The following is a 20,156-nucleotide window of genomic DNA, read 5'->3' as shown; positions in this document are numbered from 1 at the left end:
AAGAAAATCCCCAACTTACTAATTATATTACAATCATCATAAATTTGTAATTGATTTGTCATGTAAAACGTAGAAATCCTGAAAGACTGCCTTTAAAAACAAATATATTGAAATAGAGGACGAACGATTAGAAGGAGGTTATGAGGAATGAATGATAGAATGATAAAATGGCAAAAGCTTATCTCAGAGAAAAATATAATCAAGTGGCGTCGCCATCTTCATCAGTTTCCTGAACTTTCATTCCATGAAAAACAAACTTCTCAGTTTATCTATGATATATTGTGTTCCTTTTCCGCTTTTGAAGTAACAAGACCAACAAAATATAGTGTGATGGCAAAGAAAAAGGGTAAGAAACGCGGAAAAGTTGTCGCTATTCGAGCAGATATAGATGCGTTACCAATTCAAGAAGAGAATGAAAAATCGTATAGATCATTCGTTTCAGACGTTATGCATGCATGTGGTCACGATGCACATACAGCTATTTTATTAGGAGTAGCAGAGGCGATTGCAAAAGTGGAGGAGGAATGGGATGGTGAGATTCGGCTATTCTTTCAACATGCAGAAGAGGTTTATCCTGGTGGTGGTCGAGAGATGGTAAAGGCTGGGGTTATGGATGGAGTAGATTGTATTATAGGTCTGCATGTCATGTCTGGGTTAGAGAGTGGTAAGATTGGAATCGTATATGGACCAATGATGGCAGCGCCAGATGTATTTACAATTGAGGTGAAGGGAAGAGGCGGTCATGCGGCCAGACCTGAAGAAACAATTGATCCGATAGCAGTAGGAGCACAAATCATTACGAATTTACAACATATTGTTTCGAGAAATACAGGTGCTTTTGAACAAAGAGTTGTCTCTGTTACACAATTTCATGGTGGAACAGCGGATAATATTATTCCTAATACAGCATTTTTAATGGGAACGGTACGGTCTTTTCAGCAAAATGTTAGAAAAGAAGCAGAAGAAAAAATTAAACAAATTGTAAAGGGTGTTACAGAAGCACATGGCGCTACATATGAATATACATATCGCTATGGATATGATCCTGTTATTAACGATGTAGACATTACAAAAGTCGTCGAAGAAAGTGCTCGAGTGTTATTGGGAAGTGACAGCATTATACAACTAGCTCCTTCTATGGGAGGAGAAGATTTTTCTGCTTATTTAAGAAAAGCTCCGGGCTGTTTCTTTAAACTAGGGACTGGAAATGAAACAAAGAAGACCTGTTATCCACATCATCATCCGAACTTTGATGTAGATGAGTCGGCACTTATTTATGGTGCGATGCTATTTTTAGAAGCGATAATGAAACTATTAGAAGTCGAGTGTTGATATAAAGTGAAATTTTCATCAGTGGGGAGGTTTCTCACCAATCGGGTTGTTACTGCTTTCAAATAGCGGAATAAAAAAAGGCAACTGCAAAAATCGCAGTTGCTTTTATTTCTTTCCGTTAGAGAGGGCTGAGAAAGAACTATGCTCATTCATAGTATATGAACTTTTAGAGGACAAGCTTGTACCTTTTCATTATTTTTTTGAAAATAGTCATTGACTTTGATAATCGTTATCAATTAACCTAATAGTATAAATGATAATGATTATCAATTTTAGTGAATGCAGAAAAATATATGGAACGGAAACGAATCACATAGAAAAAGTAGTACATGAACGAAGGAGAGATTCAATTGAGTAAGTTCGTAATGATTTTTGCAAGTATGAGTGGCAATACAGAAGAAATGGCAGATCACATTGCTGGAGCAATTCGTGAAACAGGGAATGAAATTGAAGTCATCGATATTATGACTACACCAGAAGCTTCTATATTAGAAGAATACGATGGTATTCTTTTAGGGGCATATACTTGGGGAGATGGTGAGCTTCCAGATGATTTTTTAGATTTCTATGACGAAATGGATAAAATTCATTTAACGGGAAAAAAAGCGGCTGTATTTGGTTCTTGTGACTCTGCTTATCCGAAATATGGTGCAGCTGTCGATATTTTAATAGAAAAATTACAAGAACGCGGTGCTGAAGTTGTGTTAGAGGGATTAAAAGTAGAGTTAACGCCAGAAGATGAGGATATAGAAAAGTGTCTTCAATTTGGTGTCGATTTTATAAAACATTTTTCTTAATGGCGAGAGGGAGATGAAGAGCAGTTGCAAAGGAAAATCTCAATTAAGATGATGACAGATTATCACTTATATGAATTTATGCGTTGTCCCCATAAATTTTATTTTCGTCATATAAAAAGGAGAGAACCTTCTTCACTTGAATGGCAACAAATCGTCCAAATGATCGTAAATCAAATTGTTCATGAATATTACTTGGCGTCAAAGGAGAAACAAACAGAAATCTTGTTGCTAGAACTATTGGAGAAACATTGGCATAAAGTAAAAACTTCTATGTTTTCTTCTAAAATAGAATATTATATTGTGTTGGCAAAATTGACAGATCATTTGTTACAGTTTGTGAAAGCAGAGGAAAGTAAAACACCACCTTTATTTTTATATGAAAAAATTCAAATGTATATGGAAGAACTAGGTATCCATATTTCTTTAATCTTTGAAGTTGGTGAATGGTCTTCTCAATCTTTTGTCATAAAAAAGTATGTTGTGGATGGAAATGAAGAAATGCTTGCTCTTTGTCAGAAACTAACAACTGTATTTTGTTATAAGGCTTTTGGTATATTACCAGAGAAAATTGAGATTGTTAATTTAATAGAAGGAACTAGGTATGAATATGTCCCAAAAGACAAAGATATAATAGAAGGAATAGAGTATTTAAAGATAATGAGGGAAATGATAGTAGACCCGAGAAACTATATGAAGGCTTCATTCCATTCAAAATGTGCAAACTGTGTATTTCAAAGAGAATGTGTTCGAGGAAGCCAGTCAGTAGAGACAACAATTCATTAAAATAATATTCATTTGGATGCTATTTCTTTATTTTATATCTTGATAGGTATAAAGAATATGATATAATAAAAATTCATCATTATATATTAGGTAAGAGTAAGTTTGAAATATAGTTTTAAAAAAAGAAACTGATATGATGACGAATAAAAAATCTAGTCAGTTGTTATATTGACTAGATTTTTTATTCGTTATAAATCTTATTTTTATATACCTGAGAGACGGTATATAGTATGAAAGATGATCATTACTTATATCACTTTGACCGTAATTTCTTTAAAATACAATCCATCAGCGGAGCTAATTGTTACCTTTGTTGTACCTCGATTCATGATTTTCATATTCAGATTACCCGCTTCAGCATAATCAGGATAGATGATAGGGTCTAGAACATCACGGTTTGAAACAGTAACTTGTGCCCCTTTTAAAGAACAATCAAAATCGAAGTCTATAAATGGAGCATGTTGAGTATTTTTATATAATTTAGTAACTGTAATTTTTTGTGAGTCAGTAACGTTTTTATTACCAAATGGTTTTGCATACCATGTAATATTAGAGAAGTTTCTAGGAACTCTACTTAATAATTTTGTACGTCCAGGGCTATCAGGAAGTTTCTTTAAATCTGTACGTACTTTATCAATATCTGTTTGTGTAATGCCTTGTTTGACAGGAGTTCCGATACCATTTGTAAATAGCGACTCTAGTAATTCTTGTGCTTTTTGTAATTCAGAAAAGAGTTGTTGAGCCTTTTTAATTTCATTTAATAGATTTGTTTTATCTTCGGTATCAGGAAGTTGATCAACTTTCGCTTTGGAGGCATCAATATCAGCTTGTGTAATATTAGCTTTTAACGTATTGTGATCATTGGCCGTGAACAAATCGTTAATTGCTTTTTGAGCATTTTGTAATTTTAAAGTTTGAGTAGCATTGAATAAATTTTGTGCTTTTTCAATTTCTTTTATTAAAGTTTGCTTATCATTGTTGCTAGAAAGTTGGTCAACTTTTATTTTCACATTATGAATATCAACTTGAGTGATACTCTCTTTTAATGCTGTATGGAAACGATCAGTAAATAGAGCATCTACGTTTTTACGAGTCTCGTTTAATATATTTAATAGATGTTCAGCTCGTTCAATTTCTTTTTGTAATACTTCTTTTTCAGGTGAATTTGATACAAGTTCCACTTTTTGCTTAGCTGCGTTGATTTCTTTTTCAGTAAGAGAGTCATTTAATATAGTGTGTTTATCATCGCTGAATAGAGCATTAACCGCTTGTTGCGCATTTTTTAATTGTGTTGCTTCCCGATTATTGAGCAATTGTTGCGCTTTTTTAATCTCGTTTAATAGTTCTGTTTTATTGTTGTTATCAGGAAGTTGTGACACTTTTTCTTTTGCTGCATCAATCTCTTTCTGTGTTGTTTCGTTGTGAAGATTGGAATGAGATTCATCGCCAAAAAGTCCATGGACGATACTTGTTGCGTTATTGAGATGATTTAATAGATTTTGCGCTTTTTCCAATTCTTGCTGTAATTGTTGTTTATGCTTTGCTTCAGGTAAACTTAATATAAGTTTCGCTGCCGCATCAATGTCACGCTGAGTAATATTTGCATGTAATGTGGAATGACCTTCATCAGTAAATAAACGATTCACTCCTTTGGTTGCTTTATTGATGAGTTCGTGGCTTACTGTAATACCAATTCGTGCATCTTGCTTCACCACGGTATCTCCATAGTAGCCATAATAAGAGGCAACACTATAAATAAGCTTCTGATCTTCCTCATCTTCTGGTACAGTAAATTCTTTTTGAACTGTAACTTCTTCTCCAGGTATTAAAATTTTATCAGGACCAATATCCGCATATTCTTGGTACATGCCAAGATGCCAGTCTGCTCCCCAAACGTTAGTCAAATTACGATTGCCTGTGTTTTTTATATGATAAGTGTATATGATAGTCTCGCCGGGTGTTACAACCTCTTTATTTGTTGAAACCTTTAGCGAAATTTCTGGTTGTACTACATCAACTGTAATAAATGTTTTTGCTTGAGTTGTTATTTTTTCACCGTCAATCACACCATACACGGTAGCTAAACTACGAAGCGTTTGTCCCTCCGTAACATCTTTTGGTACAGTGAATTTTTTCGTCATAGTAATGGTTTCCCCTGGTCCGAAAGCGTTATCATTATCTAAATCGAAACGGCCTTGTAACATATTCACATTCCAATCTGCAATCCACACATCTTTAATGACTTTATTTGTGGCATTTGTAAGTTTATAGCGATATGTAATCGTTTCACCAGGCATCGGGGTTGGATTACTTGGCGTTACTTGTAAGATCATATGACCTATTTGTTCCTTACTAGTAATCTTAGAATTGTTAGTTTGTTCCGTTGCAGCTTCTGAAACGATAGGTGTTGTTAATACAGATAAACATAATAGCGATGTAATAACTCTCCTACCATTTCTTTTTTTGTATGGTTCCCTCATAAGAAATCCTCCTTTAGTATGTTTGGTGTCAAAATTAACACGCAAATTACCTTATAACATTTTGGAAAAAAAATCAAACTTATTTTTGAAAGATTTAGATTCTTTTATTTCTTTTTTAGTGTACGTCATAATGAATAAATGTTGATTTAAAGGGATTTAAAATGAGTATTTTAATAAAAATAAGGCTTTATAAATAAAATATTTATCAATATAAATTATTAACTTATTTCCAAATATGTAAAAAAAAGGGTTGAATTTTTTTAAGAAACAATATAACCTAATGGATGTGCATGAGGAAGAGTTAATCACATAATTTTACATTTACAATTTTACAATAATTAACTAATTTGTTCAATTTTTTTATATTTAACACTATCATGATAGTGTTAAATATAAAATTATTAGAGAATGGATAAGGGGGATTCATTGGAAAAATTTAACGATGAAATGATAACGTATACATATAAGTGTTATGTAATGAAGATATTTTGTTAAGGAGAGAGAAGGAATGAACAAATATCTAGTTGGAATAGGGATAGCTTGTTTATTACTTAGCACAGGATGTTCAAGTAGTAAGGAAGATATGGTTAAGCAGGAAATCAATAAACAAGAAGATAGAGAAGTGAAAGAAATAACTTTTCCTAAAGGAGTAAAAGAAACTGGGGAAGCTAGTATGCAATTAATTACGAATGGTGAACAACAAGGGGAAAATCAAATCCCAATTTTAAAAGTAGATCCTAAGCTCAATTTAGCTCAAATTCAATTGGAGTTAAAAGGGTTGAACGAAAATGAAACGGCTTATATATATGTGGATAAGAAATTTATTGCAAAAGAAGAAGTAACGAAAGTGTTTTCTACTTTTGTTAATTTAGAAGGAGAATTATTGAAGGTAGGGGAACATACTGTTTCTATTGTCCAATTTAAGGATAAAAAGTCTAGAAAAGAGATACGAAATTATAAAGAAGCAAAATTTAAAATTGAACAAGGTGCAGTAGAGAGTAGATAACGGTTTATGAGACAATAGAATTTCCAATATGTAATTCGCAACTTACGAGTTTTTTAAGTGATATAAATAATTTAATAATTAAGATATTAAATTATACGAGTTTTATAGAAAATATTTTTCTCAGTTTATAAAAGTTAGAGATGGGAGAAGGAATAAAAAATGAATATCAATAAAGCGAAGGGTCTTTGGATTCTATTCGTATTGTGTATGATTTGTGCAGTACTTACGAGTTTTAATGATATATCGTTTGTGACCTATATAGGCAGATTACTTTTATATGTGATGGTAGCTTTTTTGATTTTTTTGACACAATTTCAAGGTGTGCTGTCATTATATCAAGTAGTGGTTAGTTTATTAGGCTTTGTTAAGAAAAAGAATTCATATATATCGGATCACGATACTGCACATACTAGATTCGCCATATTGGTATGTGCACATAATGAAGAAAAAGTAATTGAACAAATTGTGAAAAATTTGAAGAAGATTGATTATCCGAAAGAAAAGTATGATATCCATGTAATTTGTGACAATTGCACAGATGATACAGCTCGAATTGTGAGAGAGAATAAAGTGAAGGCCTGGGAAAGGCATGATAATCAGAAACGAGGAAAGGGGTATGGGCTAGAATGGATGTTTCAAAATTTATTTCGATTAGAAAAAGAGCAGCAGGAAGTATATGATGCAGTTGTTATATTAGATGCAGATAACATAGTATCAAGAAACTTTTTACAAGTATTAAATGATAAGTTAATAAAAGAAAAATACGAAGTTGTTCAAGCCTATTTAGATTCAAAAAATCCAAAAGATAATTGGATTTCAAAATCGTATGCAGTTGCTTATTGGTCTACTAATCGTTTATATCAATTGAGTAGGGGAAAATTAGGGCTATCAGCACAACTTGGGGGAACAGGTATGTGCTTTACAATGAATATTTTAAAAGAGATTGGTTGGGGAACAGAAAGTTTAACAGAAGATCTCGAGTTTACAGCGAAGTATATATTGGCGAAAGGAAGAGCGGTAGGTTGGGCACATGATGCGAAAATTTATGATGAAAAACCAACGGATTTTAAGGTGTCTTTTCGTCAAAGGATTAGATGGATGCAAGGGCACATGGACTGCATGGTTAGATATTCTGGTCCACTTTTGAAGAATTTTACTCAAACATTTAATATGAATGCAATAGATATGTTCATTTATCTTATTCAGCCAACAAGAACAATGCTCTCAGTAAATTCTATCATTTTATTTTTTGTTACATACTATGGACTGCTTCCATCTTACATCATGCCATATGTATTACATCCATGGATTTGGTTTTTGATAGCGGTATCTTTTTATATACTACCTATTATAGCTTTGTTACAAGAGAAAAAGATGACGAATATAATATGGACACCTATTGTTTATATTTTTGGTTTTTCTTGGGTACCTATTATTTTTTTAGGATTTATAAAAAGAAAAGAAAAAGTATGGGTTCATACTCCGCATAATCGAGTAATGGATAAAGAACATATGATAAAAATGGAAGAGTCAGTGTAGAGAGTTAAAAAGTGGAGGAATAAAATTGAGTTTTTTAATGTTTTTTATAATAGTTTGTAAAGTGTTCATTGGATATACTGAGTTGTATGAACAATTTAATATTAATAGTTTTATAATGGACTGTTTATATATTATCTTTGTATTTTTTCTGATTAGATTTTTAGTAACGAAAAAAATAAGACCAACTTTATATAGTGTATTAAGTTTAATAGTCGGAGTGTTATTGATTACTTGTATATTATATAAGAGGTTTTATGGTGTGATACCGACGTATCATTCCTTAGCATTAGCAAATCAAACTGTAGAATTAAAAGAAAGTATATCTTCTCTTTGGAAATGGCGAGATTTATATTACATAGGAGATATGATTATCATACCTTTTTTGATTTATAGGGCAGGAACAATGAACAAAAATCGAAAGGATATGAAATTTTCAAAAAAAACGATGGGCATGATTGCTCTAAGTTTTGTAGTTGTAATATTTACATTCACCTATGTCCTAAATAAAGAAGATATATTAGATGAGAAAAAAAAATCAGAGAAAATGGGATTTTTTTCGTATAATGTATCATTTCCAATGAGTAAGGTCTTCCCACAAAACAATTTATACGATATAGCGAATGGTAAAATAACAAATTCTGTTATAAGAGATGTAAAAGAAATACAACCTTTGCAACACCTTGAATATGAGGGCGTTGCAAAGGGGAAAAACTTAATTATGGTTCAACTCGAATCGGTGCAAGAAAATGTAATCGGTTTAAAACTAAATGGGAAATCAATCACTCCGAATCTAGATCATTTACGTGATCAATCTTTGTCATTTCCAACCTTTTTTCAACAAACAGGAAGGGGAAATACGATAGACGCTGAGTGGACTGTTAATACATCAACGTTTCCAGGAATTCATGAGCTAAATTCAAATCGATTTGCAAATCGTGAAGTTCCAAGCCTTCCTAAATTACTAAAGAAGAATGATTACGTGACGAATACGTTTCATACAAATCATGCGAAATTTTATAATCGAAAACGAGTATATAAAGCATTAGGATTTGATCAATTTTATGACCAACAATATTTTGGGAATAAAGAGGTAATCGGTATAGCAGCCAGTGATAGAGTATTGTATACAAAAACAGTACCTGTTTTAAAAAAATTAGATAAACAGAATAAAAAATTCTATGCACATATTATTGCATTAAGTAGTCATCATCCGTTCAAGATACCAAGTGATCATAAACCGCTAGTATTGCCAAAAGAATTAGAAGGGACACAATTTGGTGATTATATTCAGGCTGTTCATTATGCAGATAAAGAAGTGGGCTTTTTAATAGAGGAATTAAAACGTGAAGGATTATGGGATAAATCTTTATTTGTCGTATATGGGGATCATCATATTATTGATACAAATGCTCTACCAAATCATGAAAAAAAATATTTGCCAAAATCTCAATTGAAAAATGGGCAAATTGATCCATATCGCATTCCATTCATGATACATTATCCTGGGCTAGAAGAAGGAAAGCAAATTGAGACAATAGGGAGTGAGGTAGATATTTTGCCTACCATTACAAATTTATTAGGCATCGATACAGGAGATCAAGTTATATTTGGACAAGATTTGCTGAATTATAGAAAAAATATGATTCCGCAGAGATTCTTTTTTCCAGATGGAACATTCATTGGTCAGGAGTACAGTTATATTCCAAAAGAGAAATTTGAAACTGGACAAGCAATGAGCCTAGAAGGAGAACTAGTTCCTTTAACTCCAGAGATAAAAAATCAATTCGAACAGACAAGAAAGTTACTATATTTATCAGATCAATATCTTGAGAATTTACCAAAAGCAAAAGGATAAGGTGGCTGAGTTATTATGAAAAAAATATTCATTATGATTTTATATAGTAGTTTTTTCTTTTTCACAGTTTATCGTTTCATAGATACACCGAATATACTACAGTTTTTGTTTCCTGGTATTGAATAGGGAAAATTATAGATCGTAAAAAAGGCAGGAGAGTTTTATTCCTGCTCTTTTTTCATTTTCTTAGAGGTAAATTTCTTACATGAAAAAGTAATATATATATAGTAAGGATTGACATGAAACGCTTTTCATCCTTTACGTTATAATCAAGTAAGCAACAAAAAATAAGGACATAAGTATATGGTGAGCAGGGGAAGGGAATAAGTAATAAAAAATGGAGGAACTGTAATTCATAAAAGTTTTGCTCGATAATAGGAGGGGTACCAGTGGAAAATGAAAAAAAAGTACTTCAATGGTTAAAAGAACAAAATGCGCCGTTTTGGATTCGACTGCAAATTTTACAGGCATTTCAAATGCATAAAGTTATGGTTGAAATAGATAAAAAGTTAATGGCGTATGAGGAAAAAGAATATAGGGAAAGAATCTAATTCAATCCCTGCAGCATTGTTCGTAAATTTTTCAACCCATTATGTATTGCGTGTTCATCCTTTCGTTCCAAATTGTAAAGGAGCTGATGAAGTAAAGGACTATGCTGATAAAAAGAAATAATGCGTTTCATGAAGGAGGAATCATGATGAGGGATAAGGGTACAGTATTTTTTATAAACATCTTCGGTAAATATACTCCCAAAGTCATGATATAAACCAGCAAAATCAAAGGCAGGATCTCCAATTTGTGTATCGCCAAAGTCAATAATTCCAGAAACTTTTTTATGCTTCTCATCGAATAAAATATGATGATGAGTAAAATCGGCATGAATCATTGTATGTTGTAAGTTGTATCGATGTAACAGTGTGAAAAATTGATGAAAAAATTTGTCAAAGGCCTCTTTCTCGAATCTTGTTAATAGATGAGAAAGATAACCATTTAATTTTATTTGCAGTTGTTTCCAGTAGGTGATTGTTTTTTCCATTTTAAATCCTAATTGTATAGCATGTTCCATTGAAATAGTATGTAAAGTCGCAAGAAATCGAGCAATCTGCATCATTACTTTTTCGCGCTCTTGTATTGTTAAGTTAGTAATCATTTGAGGTGTCAATGGTTTTCCATGAATAAACGTATAGTAACTACAAGCTGGAACAGCATCTGATTCATTTGAATACAACAGATGATAATTAGGAATTTCAATATCATGTAAAGACTTAGCTAGGAGAGAACAAAGTTCTTTTTCTAGCGGGATTCTTTTTGCAGCCGTGACTTTTCTAGGAAAGCGAAAAAGCAAAGCGTTATTTATAATAATCGCTATATTATCCCAGCCGCTTTCATTTTGTTGAAAAGAATCTATATGTAAATGTGGGAGTGCTTGTTGTATATATTGTTGAAAAGAATTCATATATCGTTCCCCGTTTCTGTTATAGTGAGAGTTCTTATTTTATAATATCAGAAATTTCTTTATTATCGAGATAGGAATGGTAATATGAATCCCATATTCATGTTTCAAAAAAACAGTGATACCAATGTAGACGGTATCACTGTTTTTTATCTTCTTTTACAGGTTTTCATTTTGTTGTCCGATTTCTTTTTGTGCAATGTGGAGATTTCCTCGCTCAATTTGTTTCTGTTTATGAATAGAATTTCCGACGTACCCTTTTTTTGTTGGAACGACTCTTTTAGAAGTATGAGCATTTTGCTGTTTCATAAAGGGATCCACCTTTCATTAAAAATAAACGAAAATGATGAGTATAAGCAATATAGCAGCGAAGATGGTAATACCAACTAAAAAAGATGTATTTTTATATTTAGGGGGCTTATGAACATCTTGGCGATATCCAGGTGAAATTTCAGGGGCGAATTCTTCGTCGAATGTTTTCTTTTTATTTTGTTCGTCCATATACTTTCACCTTCCTTTTTTATTTATGTTACACGTTGTGAAGAAGAACTATACATGAAAGAAAAAACTCTATAATTAGCAGTTTTTCTCAGAGTATGGGGAACATAATAAAAAGTAATATCGATACATCAAATAGCCCTTCATCTTCCTCTTTTTTGTCATTTCCTATTTCTCATTCAAAATCTATTATCACCATACTGACACGTATTTCTTTATTTGGAGCATTATGTTCTTTTCGCAGGTTTTATCCTTTTTTGTTACGGTTGCTTCTCATTTTTTTATTGAAAACTATCTAATTAGAAGTTCTATCATTTCGCCATAGTAATTGAAAATAGAAGGAATCCAGATTATTATATTGTTATTGTAATTTTATTTTGTTGAAGGAGGATACATAGTATGATGAAAAAGTCGAAAGGTTCTATTGAATCAGAGATAAGTAAGGCAATTACTCAGTGGGAAAAAGATTATCTTGGGCGTGGGTCTATATCTGTTAAGACAGATATATTACGGGATATGATTATTGTGAATTTACAAGGTATTTTAACACCAGCTGAATATGCTGTTTGTGAAACAAAAGATGGTATGTTAACGATAAAGAAAACACGTTCAGAACTAGTGGAATCGGGAATAGATCATCTTAAGGATATTATAATAGACTTAACTGGAGAAAAAGTGAAAAGCTTCCATACTGATATAAGCTCTCGTACGGGTGAACGGGTAATGATTTTTAAGTTATTTCATAATCTTGAGAAAAAAATTTAATGTAAAAAATAGGTTTTTTGTGAATTTTAATAAAAAGAACTTTCAGAAATCTTACAAAGGGATTGACAAATTTTAAAATATAGTTTATCTTATAGATGTTTTAAAGACGTACAGATGTTTATTTTTAGAGCTTTAGCATTTTTTTAATCATTTATATTGACTAAATGAAAAAGCTTCTGAACATAAAAATTGAGTGTAACATAAATTTATACATCGCATAATCTAGAAGATTAGAAATATATTACTTTTTCTTTAGATAGAAGGAATAAACAAATAAATTACGACCCTTTATAAAATGGGAGCACTTCAAAAAACTTCGCTGAAGTTAGTTGAAGTGAAACCGACAATGTCCATAATTCAATGATTTTATATCATCATTGAATTATGGAAGTTGTCGGTTTTTTTTATTGATAAAAAACATCTACTTGCTAAAAGAAGGGAATGAAAATTTGGAATTCTGAAAAAATCGCCTTGATGAAAAAGAAATTTTTATAAGTTATCGTCGTTTGGAGGGAGTATTTTAAATGTTAATTTCGCTAAGTTCATCAACACTATTAACATTATTATTTATTACGCTTAGTGCTTCTTGGCTAAGTGGATTATTGTTTTTAAATGTAAGGATACCCTTACATTTTGTTCGTATTCATATTGGTATCGCTGCTTTACCGTCATTCGTTTCCTTACTTGCACTTGTTCATACAAATGTAGATGAAGTTATTGGTCCTTGGCATCTAGATTCTTTAGCTTGGTTAATGGCTTTCTTTGTTCTTACAATTGGTTTCATCATTCAGCGTTTTTCTTTACGTTATTTAATGGGAGATCGCTCATATCGAAAATATTTTATACTTTTCACATTCACTACAAGTACCTCTTCCATTGCATGGTTAAGTGATGATCTTCGTTTAATGGTCATTTGTTGGGGAGCAACTCTTGTTGGATTGGTCCTACTCATAAGATTAAATAGCAGTTGGAAAGTGGTAAGGGAAGCAACGAAAATTTCTGGTCGTTTCTTTACAATAAGTTGGATTGCTCTATTATTAGCTGTAATTTGGCTTTCTCAAGCAACTGGACAGTGGCAGTTAACATCCATTTTAGCGGATGAAAGTTTCGCTCAACATGGAACATGGGAGAAAGTAGGGATTCATTTATTCATCATATTAGCTGTGATGATTCCGGCAGCCCAATGGCCTTTCCAACGATGGCTCATTGAATCTGCTGTTGCTCCAACTCCTGTTTCCGCTATTATGCATGCAGGTTTAGTAAATGCTGGCGGTATCATGCTGACTAGATTTTCACCTCTTTTTCATGATGATGTAGCACAAATCATTTTACTTATTTTCTCCAGTGTTTCTGTATTAATAGGAACTGGAATTAGTCTAGTCCAAGTTGACTACAAACGCCAGCTAGTGGGTTCAACGATTGCACAAATGGGATTTATGCTCATTCAATGCGCGTTAGGTGCTTATTTAGCTGCCATTATTCATTTGATTTTACATGGTTTGTTCAAAGCTACATTGTTTTTACAAGCTGGTTCTTCTGTACGCCATTTTGAGGTTGTGAAACACTCTCATGAAAGGGCATCGTATTTATGGATTATGGTTGGACGTATTTTAGGCTTACTTATTGCAATTGGTTTCTGGCTTATGACCCCTAAAGAGGGATATCAATTAGTGAGTGCACTAATTTTAGGATGGTCATTATACTTTTCATGGAAACAGCTTGTTGTTTTTGGTGAGGGGAAAATTGGTCGAATTGCTGGCTTATCTTTTTTGATTGGATTTTCGCTCATTTACTTTACCGTTCATACCTTTTTTTATGAGTGGTTGCACACAGATGTGTATCAAAATGTTCAACCTCCAGTTCCAGCTGTTACCTTTGTCATATGTCTCTTACTATTTAGTAGCGTGATTGTTGCTTCGGTTGCTCGCAATCGATCCTCTACTATATTTGCCATACTGTATCTTTGGTTAGTTCGAGTAAGCGAGGCAAATCAAAAGTCAGTAGAAAGTCACCCGAACTACCTGAAACACTATGTATCACAGGGAGGTAATCAGTGATGAGCATATCATCTGTAGTAACGAAAGAAAGTTTTAAAAAGAAAGACGCAAATATTGATATTCAGGAAAATGATATGAGTGATTTCGTTCAATCTGCTAGCCGAGTTATAGCGCCACTTTGGCCTATCTCTACGTTTGCAGCGCGTCATCCTTGGGTGGGGCTTGAAAAGCAATCCTTTGAACAAGTTGCAGATTGGCTAAAAGAAATTCGTGATGTGGATATATACCCTAGTGCTTCCATGATTCATTCGGCAAAGGGGAGAGGAGAGATCGATGAATCTTTTTTACATGCGGGATTGCATCGTTGGCTTGACTCACAATCTTTTCATATACCAAGAGAGAAAGCAGAACGTTTTTGCCAGGCAGCTTTAAAGTTAGATAAGTTACCCTCGCACCTCTTATTATCAAAAGAGTTAAATAAATTAGCAGCGAAAATAAATGATGTAAATACGGAAAGTACCGAAGATTTTTCAATACAACCAATAAGTTCGCTGATAGAGAATCAAAATAACGAAAGGTTAGCTAATATCCTTGATTATCATGTTATTAAATGGTGTAAATTATATCTGGATAACTTTCAGTCAAGTTGGGCAATGCCAAATCGTGAGAAAGGTTTCTATCATGCATGGCACCACCTTATTAAATATGATCCAGCACTCAGTAAAAATCAGCGTAAAGCTTTAAAAGATTGGCCACAAGATGCAAATGCGGCTTTAGTAAGAGCTTTGTCCGAACTAAAAATCCCTAAGTCAAAGATACAGACGTATCTTGAAGGCCATTTGCTTTCCTTACCTGGATGGGCAGGAATCATACTTTGGCGCTCTAAACAATCGATTCGGGAACATACACTCCTAACAGAATATTTAGCAGTGCGAATTTCAATGGAGTGGGCGATTGTAAAACCTTATTTATCTTTAGTAAATCGTCAGCTCAAGAGAAAAGTTCCGATTGTCCCACTTTTAGCTTCTTGGATCCATTGGGGGGATATTTCAATCGAGGAATGGTCTCAAATGTCTGCAACGGAGCAAAATGAATTATTATTAATGGCGCATCATTTTGATGAGAAACTTCGTAGAAAGCTTTGGTGGGAAGCTTGGGAACAAACACATGCGGAGCGATTAAGTCAGAAGATTCTCTCTAAACAACGTGTAAACAACAAGAAAAAATTTGTATTAGCTCAATTGGCATTCTGTATTGATGTACGTTCAGAACCTTTTCGTCGACAACTTGAAAAAGCAGGTCCGTTCGAGACGATTGGAATTGCCGGTTTCTTTGGATTACCGATTGCAACGAGTGAACTAGGTAGTCATCACAGCCATCCTTCTTTACCGGTTATGCAAAAACCAAAGCATCAAATAAAAGAGCTTGCAAGTGAAGATGAACTGAAGTCTTACCAACAACGTAAAAAGGTAGACAACTCAGTAAGCTATACATTTAAAATGATGAAACAGAATGTACTTACGAGCTTGCTTCTACCCGAGTTAAGTGGACCTCTGCTTGGTCTACAAATGATAGCACGGAGCTTTGTACCAAGAAGAGTAGGTGGCTTCATTCGTAACCTTCGTAAAACTTGGTTACGAAAACCTGATACAAGATTTTCGCTTAATTATGCTCATGACACAGAGTCGGAAATACCTATTGGTTTTTCTAAAGAAGAAAAAGTGAACTATGTACGCCAAACATTAAAAATGATGGGGCTAACAGAGAATTTCGCTCCTTTAGTCGTAATATGTGGGCATAGTAGTCAAAGTACTAACAACCCTTATGCTGCAGCTCTTGAGTGTGGTGCTTGTGGTGGCGCGTCAGGAGGATTCAATGCAAGAGTTTTCGCTACTTTATGCAACCTTCCAGAAGTAAGAGAAGGGCTTTCTGCTAAAGGAATTAAAATCCCTGAGGACACGGTTTTCGCAGCTGCTGAGCATAAAACAACTGTGGATGAATTAGAATGGATTTATATTCCTGAACTTTCGGAATCTGCACAAGAAGCATTTCATCATATCAAAGCGATTATGCCAAAAGTCAGTCACAATGCAAATAGGGAGCGTTTAGCTCAATTACCTAATTTCAAAACGAAAATGAAAAATCCGAGGGCAGAGGCACACAGGTTTGCAGAAGATTGGAGTGAGGTACGTCCAGAATGGGGATTAGCTCGTAATTCATCTTTTATTATCGGACAACGTGAATTAACTCAGGATTGTGACTTGGAAGGTAGAGCTTTCCTTCATAATTATGATTGGAAACAGGATGAAAGTGGCGATATTTTAGCCAACATCATTGCAGGGCCAGGAACTGTGGCTCAATGGATAAATCTACAATATTATGCTTCAACTGTAGCTCCTCATTATTATGGTAGTGGAAATAAAGCAACACAAACCGTAACAGCAGGTCTTGGTGTTATGCAGGGAAATGCGAGCGACTTGTTATCAGGAGTACCATGGCAATCTGTCATGCAATCAGATTATGAGGTATATCATTCTCCACTTCGTTTATTAATTGTCATCCAAGCACCTAGCAAATATATAGAACGTTTGTTAAAGAATGATTTGATATTTCGAGAAAAAGTTAAAAATGGGTGGGTTAGACTTGCTAGTGTTGACCCGGAAGGGAGATGGAAAAACTGGTAATTGCTAAATTAAAAGTTTCATAAATAGAATGATTATAATGAAGAAGGAGTGCAACACATGCAGTTAAAGAATAAAAAAGTTTTATTGTTAACGGACATTGAAGACGGAATAGAGCGTATGATACAACAAGTAACGAATGTTCAACCAGAAAACATGTTAACGATACAAAGCTGTGGTTCCGTAATTGTACATCCTTATGGAGATATAATGAGATCTATTATTATTGCTATTTATCAAGAAAATGTTGAAGAGATTTTTGTTGTAGGAATAAAAGATAAAGAGACTGCCCTAGTTCATCTACAAAGCCAACTTGATTCCATACAAGATAACATACAACTGGACTATCTTTTTAAACATTGCATGCCTGAATTTTCAGGTGGTACCTTTGCCGATTGGCTAAATGGAAAAGAAAATGTTCGTGAAAATATCGAAAAGAGTATGGATATTATTCGTCATCATCCACTCATACCGCCCCATATTAAAATTCATGGTTTCATGATCCATAAGATGGGAAAAAGAGACGCTGTTGTCAATGTTCTTACTAATAAAACAGTATAAAACGTTAATTTTTGGTGCTGAAGCAATTTTTATGAATACTTTCAATAACTTGGAGAAAAATCGCTATAATTAGCGATTTTTCTCTGTAATATATTTGCGTTGTACTTGGAAAAGGCGTACAAGCAGGAAGCTAGCACCAAATGCAAGTCCAAGAATAAGACCAATCCAATACCCTTTTGCAGCCCAATCTGTGTGCGTTGCAAAGAGATAACCAAGTGGAAGTCCGATCACCCAGTAGGCGATTAAAGTCATAATGAGTGCGACATTTACATCTTTATAACCGCGAAGCGCTCCTTGCACTGGTGTTGCAATTGCGTCAGAAAATTGGAATAAAATCGCGAATATAAGAAATTCTTTTGCCAAATGATGAACAGCTGAATCTGTTGTATAAATAGAAGCGATCGCATCATCAAAGAAATAAAGAAGGATGGAATATAAAAGGGCAAAGGAAAGTGCAAAACCTATTCCAATCCATCCGTATTGTTTGGCGTTTCTATATCGTTTTGCTCCAACTTCAAATCCAACGGCAATTGTCATAGCCATAGATAGACTTAATGGTGTCATATATAATAATGAAGCAAAATTCATAGCTGCTTGATGTGCAGCTATCGTTGTCGTACTAAAGTTACTCATTAAAAGTGTTACAGCAGCGAAAATACTTGTTTCAAAAAAGATCGCAAAGCCAATTGGAACTCCTAGTTTTAGGAATTCTTTCCAACTTAAAAAAGAAACGCGGTATAGCTGCTTAAAGATACCGAAAGATGCAAACGGCTCCTTCGTACAAATGATCATAATTGTAATTAATAAAATGCACCAATATGTTGCAGTGGAAGCGATAGCTGCTCCGACACCACCGAGTTTTGGGAAGCCGAAATGTCCAAAAATAAGCACGTAATTTAAAACAACATTAATTGGTAAAGAAAGCAATGTAATAATCATCGTTGTTCGTGTTTTTCCTAATGCATCAATAAACCCTCGTAATACAGTATAAACAAATAAAGGAATAATTCCGATTGCAATAATGCTTAGAAATTGAGTTGCAATACGTTCTACAGGTTCTTCTAATTGCATGCCGTTTAAAATAGGAGAAACAGCGAAAAACCCAATTATAATAACAAGGATACTAACAAAAATTGCTAAGTATACGGCTTGCATAATAATATGAGGAACATCTTCTTTTTTATTCGATCCTACGAGTTGAGCAACAATTGGGGTAGTAGCCATTAAAATGCCAGTTAATCCAGTACTAACGGGAATCCAAATGCTAGTCCCAATTGCCACACCTGCCAAATCAGTCGGACTTGCATGTCCTGACATTGTCGTATCAAAAAAGCTCATTGCAAATAATGACATTTGCGTGACGAAAATCGGAAGAAATAGTAATAAAAATTGCTTTATTTTTTGTGAGAATGAGAGCGCTTCGTTCATAAAATCCCCCTTGCCATATAAAATAAACTCTTACTATCATACAATTTAATCTAAGAATAGAAAAGAAATATATGCATTGTAGTGGAGAAAAAATAAAAATAGATGCACTTTGAAAACGTATAGGGTATTATGATAAGGTGTGGAAAATTACAGATTTGAGAGTAAGGAGGCACGAGTCGTGGCTGATTGGTTAATTGGTTTAATCATGGGTGCTGTTGAAGGGTTGACAGAGTTTTTACCAGTATCATCAACGGGCCATATGATTTTAACAGGTCATTTACTTGGATTTGACGACGAGAGAGCAAAAGTTTTTGAAGTTGTTATCCAATTGGGATCGATTTTAGCAGTTGTTGTTATATTTTGGAAGCGGTTATGGTCGTTAGTGGGAATTGGAAAAGTGACAGAAGGACCATCATTAAATTTATTACATATTATTATTGGAATGATCCCTGCTGGGGTGCTTGGCGTATTGTTTCATAGTACCATTAAAGAAGTTTTATTTGGGCCAGGCCCGGTTGTCATTAGCTTAATTGCAGGTGGTATTTTAATGATTGTGGCTGAGAAGTTTTCGAAGCCAAGTACAGCAAGAACATTGGATGAGATTACATACAAACAAGCATTTGCTATAGGGATGTTCCAATGTTTAGCGCTTTGGCCAGGATTCTCACGATCTGGATCAACAATAAGTGGCGGATTGATTGCTCGTGTGTCACATACAGCAGCAGCTGAATATACATTTATTTTAGCAGTACCGATGATGATAGCTGCTAGCGGACTAGATTTAATAAAAAGCTGGGATGTATTAAGTGTGGCGGATTTACCGCTATTCGCGAGTGGATTTATTACAGCATTCATTGTAGCGATGCTTGCAATTGTTTCGTTTTTAAAATTATTAGCACGTGTAAAATTAACACCGTTTGCTTATTATCGCTTTATTTTAGCAGCGGTATTCTATTTCTTTCTTATGTAAAAAAACTGCCG

General features: G+C 33.8%; 17 protein-coding genes. 12 read left to right on the top strand and 5 right to left on the bottom strand.

Going from position 1 to position 20,156, the window contains the following annotated elements:
- The first annotated feature begins 147 nt into the window (after positions 1-147).
- The 3 genes from MR063_RS06685 to MR063_RS06675 all read left to right on the top strand — a co-directional run bounded on the left by MR063_RS06685 (position 148) and on the right by MR063_RS06675 (position 2,912).
- Complete coding sequence (locus MR063_RS06685) at positions 148-1,332, top strand: M20 metallopeptidase family protein (protein ID WP_242195459.1); 1,185 nt, start codon at positions 148-150, stop codon at positions 1,330-1,332.
- A 350-nt stretch (positions 1,333-1,682) separates the two neighbouring features.
- The gene (locus MR063_RS06680) at positions 1,683-2,129 is read left to right on the top strand and encodes a flavodoxin (protein ID WP_242195456.1); all 447 of its coding nucleotides are present in this window, start codon (positions 1,683-1,685) and stop codon (positions 2,127-2,129) included.
- 24 nt (positions 2,130-2,153) lie between these two features.
- Positions 2,154-2,912: a hypothetical protein gene (locus tag MR063_RS06675; RefSeq protein ID WP_242195454.1), complete on the top strand. Its 759-nt coding sequence runs from the start codon at positions 2,154-2,156 to the stop codon at positions 2,910-2,912.
- Positions 2,913-3,160: 248 nt separating this feature from the next.
- On the opposite strand, the gene MR063_RS06670 is transcribed toward MR063_RS06675, so the two are convergent.
- Complete coding sequence (locus MR063_RS06670) at positions 3,161-5,392, bottom strand: toxin Cry1Ac domain D-VI-related protein (RefSeq protein WP_242195451.1); 2,232 nt, start codon at positions 5,390-5,392, stop codon at positions 3,161-3,163.
- Between the two features lie 508 nt (positions 5,393-5,900).
- Between MR063_RS06670 and MR063_RS06665 the strand changes: the two genes are divergently transcribed.
- From MR063_RS06665 to MR063_RS06650, 4 genes are all read left to right on the top strand, one after another.
- Entirely contained in the window at positions 5,901-6,398 is a 498-nt protein-coding gene (locus MR063_RS06665; protein WP_242195448.1) for a hypothetical protein, read from the top strand.
- Between the two features lie 207 nt (positions 6,399-6,605).
- The gene (locus tag MR063_RS06660; RefSeq protein ID WP_242195445.1) at positions 6,606-7,937 is read left to right on the top strand and encodes a glycosyltransferase family 2 protein; all 1,332 of its coding nucleotides are present in this window, start codon (positions 6,606-6,608) and stop codon (positions 7,935-7,937) included.
- A gap of 259 nt (positions 7,938-8,196) precedes the next feature.
- Positions 8,197-9,792, top strand: a complete 1,596-nt coding sequence (locus tag MR063_RS06655) for an LTA synthase family protein (protein WP_242195442.1) — start codon at positions 8,197-8,199, stop codon at positions 9,790-9,792.
- Positions 9,793-10,181: 389 nt separating this feature from the next.
- Positions 10,182-10,343, top strand: coding sequence for a hypothetical protein (locus MR063_RS06650; protein ID WP_242195439.1), 162 nt, complete (start codon positions 10,182-10,184; stop codon positions 10,341-10,343).
- Here the strand turns inward: MR063_RS06650 and MR063_RS06645 are convergent.
- The 3 genes from MR063_RS06645 to MR063_RS06635 all read right to left on the bottom strand — a co-directional run bounded on the left by MR063_RS06645 (position 10,340) and on the right by MR063_RS06635 (position 11,746).
- Positions 10,340-11,248, bottom strand: coding sequence for an aminoglycoside phosphotransferase family protein (locus tag MR063_RS06645; RefSeq protein WP_242195436.1), 909 nt, complete (start codon positions 11,246-11,248; stop codon positions 10,340-10,342). The genes MR063_RS06650 and MR063_RS06645 overlap by 4 nt on opposite strands.
- Positions 11,249-11,404: 156 nt before the next feature.
- Positions 11,405-11,554 (bottom strand): hypothetical protein, encoded by a 150-nt coding sequence (locus tag MR063_RS06640; RefSeq protein WP_242142536.1) that lies wholly within the window; start codon positions 11,552-11,554, stop codon positions 11,405-11,407.
- Positions 11,555-11,572: 18 nt separating this feature from the next.
- The gene (locus tag MR063_RS06635) at positions 11,573-11,746 is read right to left on the bottom strand and encodes a 2-isopropylmalate synthase (RefSeq protein ID WP_242142537.1); all 174 of its coding nucleotides are present in this window, start codon (positions 11,744-11,746) and stop codon (positions 11,573-11,575) included.
- Between the two features lie 399 nt (positions 11,747-12,145).
- Between MR063_RS06635 and MR063_RS06630 the strand changes: the two genes are divergently transcribed.
- The 4 genes from MR063_RS06630 (at position 12,146) to MR063_RS06615 (ending at position 17,747) form a co-directional block, all read left to right on the top strand.
- Complete coding sequence (locus tag MR063_RS06630) at positions 12,146-12,508, top strand: Na-translocating system protein MpsC family protein (protein ID WP_242142823.1); 363 nt, start codon at positions 12,146-12,148, stop codon at positions 12,506-12,508.
- A 524-nt stretch (positions 12,509-13,032) separates the two neighbouring features.
- Entirely contained in the window at positions 13,033-14,565 is a 1,533-nt protein-coding gene (locus MR063_RS06625; RefSeq protein ID WP_242195434.1) for an NADH dehydrogenase subunit 5, read from the top strand.
- Entirely contained in the window at positions 14,565-17,189 is a 2,625-nt protein-coding gene (locus tag MR063_RS06620; RefSeq protein WP_242195432.1) for a DUF2309 domain-containing protein, read from the top strand. Before MR063_RS06625 ends, MR063_RS06620 begins: the two co-directional genes overlap by 1 nt.
- A gap of 57 nt (positions 17,190-17,246) precedes the next feature.
- Positions 17,247-17,747, top strand: a complete 501-nt coding sequence (locus MR063_RS06615; protein WP_242195429.1) for a carbonic anhydrase — start codon at positions 17,247-17,249, stop codon at positions 17,745-17,747.
- A gap of 69 nt (positions 17,748-17,816) precedes the next feature.
- Here MR063_RS06615 and MR063_RS06610 read toward each other — a convergent pair whose 3' ends face one another.
- A complete protein-coding gene (locus tag MR063_RS06610) occupies positions 17,817-19,175 on the bottom strand; it encodes an MATE family efflux transporter (protein WP_242195427.1) in 1,359 nt (452 codons plus the stop codon).
- A gap of 178 nt (positions 19,176-19,353) precedes the next feature.
- Between MR063_RS06610 and bacA the strand changes: the two genes are divergently transcribed.
- Positions 19,354-20,145 carry an undecaprenyl-diphosphate phosphatase gene (bacA, locus tag MR063_RS06605; protein WP_242142542.1) on the top strand — a complete coding sequence of 264 codons (792 nt, stop codon included), beginning with the start codon at positions 19,354-19,356 and terminating at the stop codon, positions 20,143-20,145.
- Positions 20,146-20,156 lie beyond the last annotated feature (11 nt).

The sequence above is a fragment of the Bacillus cereus group sp. BfR-BA-01492 genome, assembly GCF_022662815.1.
Taxonomy (GTDB): Bacteria; Bacillota; Bacilli; order Bacillales; family Bacillaceae_G; genus Bacillus_A; species Bacillus_A cereus_BD.
The sequence above is the reverse complement of the archived record's forward strand: the minus strand, read 5'-3'. Positions and strand labels throughout refer to the sequence as shown.